This window comes from Pseudoalteromonas sp. 20-MNA-CIBAN-0454 (genome assembly GCF_040308685.1).
In the GTDB taxonomy this organism is placed as follows: Bacteria; Pseudomonadota; Gammaproteobacteria; order Enterobacterales; family Alteromonadaceae; genus Pseudoalteromonas; species Pseudoalteromonas nigrifaciens.
In genome coordinates, this window is the sequence record NZ_JBEOOB010000069.1 from 1 (window position 1) to 3,723 (window position 3,723).

Consider the following 3,723-nt stretch of genomic DNA (forward strand, 5'->3'; position numbering starts at 1 on the left):
TGTCATGAACCCAATGCGTGGAATTTAAGTGTTCACGATAAAACCGGAATCGGTGTTCACCATCACCGGAATACGCACTTATGACAGTCAATGGGGAGCACAAAAAGAGCTTCAAATAGTAGTAAGCCGTTTTATTAAAGAGGTTGCGGGTATTTAATTTAGATATCAAAGGCGTTACCATCGCCCACTAGTGACACTTAGAAGTACTAGCTCAGAGTTGAGTAAGTCCTATTACTCAACTCTGATGTTCAACTTATATTAACTGTATTTAGCTAAAGCATCTTTGAATATATTTTCACTCTCATCTTTAAATCTGCTTCTTTGGTTATTGAGTTCATCGAATTTTACATATAGGTTTTTATAGATAATTTCATGTGCTTTATTGTGAACTTCGGCTTCAGAAGGATCATCCATCTCAAAACAATCTTCTAAACACTTGTTAACTATAACCAGTATGTCCTCCTTAGATATATCATCCAACACTTTCCAAGAATCCCCATCCAAAGAAAACTCTCCTTTGCCATTAACGATCTTCAAGCACTTCATATTCTTTTCTCCTAACTGCATAAGGTTCACGACCTGCTTCTAAACAATCAAGCAGTACTTTATGATTATCAGTTTCCATGCCATCAAGGCCAACTAGTACCTTATCCGTTGGGTAACCTGTATATAAATCATACTCAACTTTTCCATCATTTACCCTCTTGCTTGTATACACAAGATAATCAGGCTTTATTGATGCACCAACGGTACTGTTGTGTGTCACCAGAATTACGGGCATGAAGCCAGACATTTCCTTTATAAGACGATTTACTTTTTTATATAAAAATATGTTGTCAAAAGAAGATTCTGGCTCATCAATCAATAGTAAATCAAATTGACTAGCATCACTTATTTCTTGTAATAATCGATATTCAGATCTCTCCCCGCCTGATACCTGGTACCCAGAAGAATTCAAAATATCGTAGTTAATTTTAACAAACAATTTGTGGTACTCAGTCTCGGCGAGTTCTTCTATTTTTCGTAATTCCTTCAAGTAACTAAAGCCAGTCTCTTCGTACTTAGAGAAGGAGCTAACGAAAGAAATCCTTCGACTTAATACACCACCAACATCACGAGCATTTGTAAATTTGCTTCTTTTTGCTACCTTAGAAAATCCTTGGATATCCTTACGAAGGAACTCAGTGTCTTGTTTTATATTCCGACACAGAGTATTAAATTTCTCGACCCTCTTAAGGTCTAGAGCATGCTTATATAGATTGACATCACTAATTGGAGCTGCGGCTGTATGCATTTTCAACTCACTTTTAATATTGTCTACAAGATCATTAACAAATGATTTCTTGAGTTCCAGGTCTTTATTTTTGTTATGTTCTTTTATTAAATCAACAACCAAATTTTTTAGATTATCATCCGAAACATATCTATTGATAATCTCTCTATACCCAGAGTTATCAGCTAAAACCATAGCCGCATTGATGAGAGTCTTCAATGAATCTAAATCATCAATAGTAAAGCCTGATTCAGTGAATAAATGAGCCTTAGCAAAAGCATCAAGTTTATGCGATTCAGCAGCATGACTCAGTAAAGAATCAACAAAGTCATTAAGCTCTCTATCTGAACGACTAATATCAACATCTCTCATCAAATCAACTGACTCTTTAAATTCCTTTAAATAGTTCTCGGTAATCCTGGATTGACTCGTCGAAAGACTCCTAGAAAAATCCCTTTCATCATCTTCATCTCTCTGTAACAGAGAAAACTGCCTAACATACTTAACTTTTACATCTTCAGTTGTATTCTGCTCCGCAATTAAATTGAGTGTATGTGACTTACCAGTCGAACGTTCGCCTAGAACAACGTTTAAACCTGTAGATAATTTCAAGCCATTATTCAACGCCTCAAAGAATTGATGCCCTTCTTCTTTTGAAAGATGTACTTTATACTTATCTGATAGTGCAAGCTTTAAAGCTTTGAGTGTAATTTCCCCAACATCAATATATGTATGCCTTGGAGGAACAACATTTAATTTATCTTCTACACGTAAGTCACTAAAACATACAGGCACGAGTGCATCTGCATCTTTAATACTGTAAATAAACTTCCTAGGGCTTGTAACCTCACCAGTCATTACATGCTCTCTCAGCTTATTGAGCGTCTCCTCTTTTATTTCTGGGGACTTTTTGTAATGAGGGATCAACAGGTAATTTGAAAGGCTTGTAAAAACTTCATGGAATTCTTCAAATGTAATCGAAGTATATTTATCAGGTATGAGTTCTGTAATCATGTCGCAGCGACTTTTAAAGTCATTTAACTCATTATCTTCAGCTATTACTAAAAGGTGAGTTCCCTCTATATCTACCTCAATTCCTGGAAAGACTTTAACTGCAAGCTGTTGTTGGATTATACGGAACTGCTCTAAATCAAACATATTATGATTAGTAATTGCGATGGCGTCTAATTTAGCCTCTTCTACATACCATTTCATCCGCTCCATACTAAAAGTAAATTTCTTATCGCTCGGTGTACTGACAGTATGTATGTGTAAATCAATTTTTTTCAAAGGCTTTCCATTCCTATTTTATTGAAGTCTTTCAAAGATTAGCATAGAAAATTAGATTTTGAATTAGTCTTTTTAATACGATGAAACCTTTTCGTGCTAGTAAAAAGTTTTTAAATTATCTTAATAATATAATCCAACGGTGTAACTCTTAAAAATGGAAAGTACAAAATCTGGAAAACTACTTTCCAGAACTCAAAAAAGTCCAAATTTCTTTGCGATTTTTCACTTTTTCTGGAAAAGCCTCCTAAACTAGATAATATGTAGGTTTCCAGAGTGTTTCCAGATTTGGATGTACAGAGTAATAGCTAACGATGCGCTAAGTATCGACTTTAAACTACAAAAGGCCTTTACTATTTATTTAGTAAGGGCTTTTTTATGCTTAATATATTTATACTTGCAACACACAACAAACCATTACAAGAAAAACAACATGAAAACACCAATTACACATTTAACCCATTAATTTAACAGCAAAAATTTTAGACCAATAAATATATAAAAAGTTTCCATAATATTTTGGCTTTCTGTCCTTTTTGTAATTAAAATCTCGCGCATGGTCTCCTATGTGGATTTTTTCATGTTTTTACTACGATCTTTGATTTACTTATTATGCTTAGCTGGTGTTGCCTCATTAATTCAGCTTGAAGGCTTTGAATTACAGCAAAATGCACTTTATAGTGAAGAAACACTCACTGAGCACATGCAAGATATTTTAACTTTTTTAAGTGCTATTTTGTTTTTTTATGCCTCGCGTATTAGCTCGAAACTTAAGGTAGCTTCGGTATTACTTGCAGCTCTAACAGCAATGATGTTTGTAAGAGAATTTGATACATACCTTGATATGTATGTTTTTGATGGCGCCTGGCAAACTATCGTTTATTCAATACTTGCTTGTATATTTGTTTACCTAATAAGAAAAAGAGGGACTATTTTTAGCTCCATCCAAGCCTATACTCAAACACCAAGTTATGGCATTTGCTTATCTGGCTTGGTTACGTTGTTAGCTTTTTCTCGCATTATGGGCAGAGGTGAATTTTGGCACTCTATAATGGGTGAGAGCTACGTGCGTATAGTTAAAAACATTATGAACAACTCCCACTAAACGCTGCGCGTTTTGAAGGAGTTTCAAAAAGAAAGCCTAAGCTACCTTTTTAGGCTGG

The 3,723-nt window shown here is 34.7% G+C and carries 3 protein-coding genes; 1 reads left to right on the forward strand and 2 read right to left on the reverse strand.

Going from position 1 to position 3,723, the window contains the following annotated elements; genetic code table 11:
* Nucleotides 1–258: 258 nt before the first annotated feature.
* Entirely contained in the window at nt 259–546 is a 288-nt protein-coding gene (locus AAEZ22_RS17830; RefSeq protein WP_024596480.1) for a hypothetical protein, read from the reverse strand.
* A complete protein-coding gene (locus AAEZ22_RS17835) occupies nt 524–2,563 on the reverse strand; it encodes a PHP domain-containing protein (RefSeq protein WP_024596479.1) in 2,040 nt (679 codons plus the stop codon). Before AAEZ22_RS17835 ends, AAEZ22_RS17830 begins: the two co-directional genes overlap by 23 nt.
* A gap of 577 nt (nt 2,564–3,140) precedes the next feature.
* Here AAEZ22_RS17835 and AAEZ22_RS17840 point away from each other — a divergent pair.
* Nucleotides 3,141–3,665 carry a hypothetical protein gene (locus tag AAEZ22_RS17840; RefSeq protein WP_352298278.1) on the forward strand — a complete coding sequence of 175 codons (525 nt, stop codon included), beginning with the start codon at nt 3,141–3,143 and terminating at the stop codon, nt 3,663–3,665.
* Nucleotides 3,666–3,723: the final 58 nt, after the last annotated feature.

Bases quoted from the DNA above. Each gene is read 5' to 3' on its own strand.
- AAEZ22_RS17840 (WP_352298278.1), top strand. From the start codon at position 3,141: ATGTTTTTACTACGATCTTTGATTTACTTATTATGCTTAGCTGGTGTT.
- AAEZ22_RS17830 (WP_024596480.1), bottom strand. From the start codon at position 546: ATGAAGTGCTTGAAGATCGTTAATGGCAAAGGAGAGTTTTCTTTGGAT.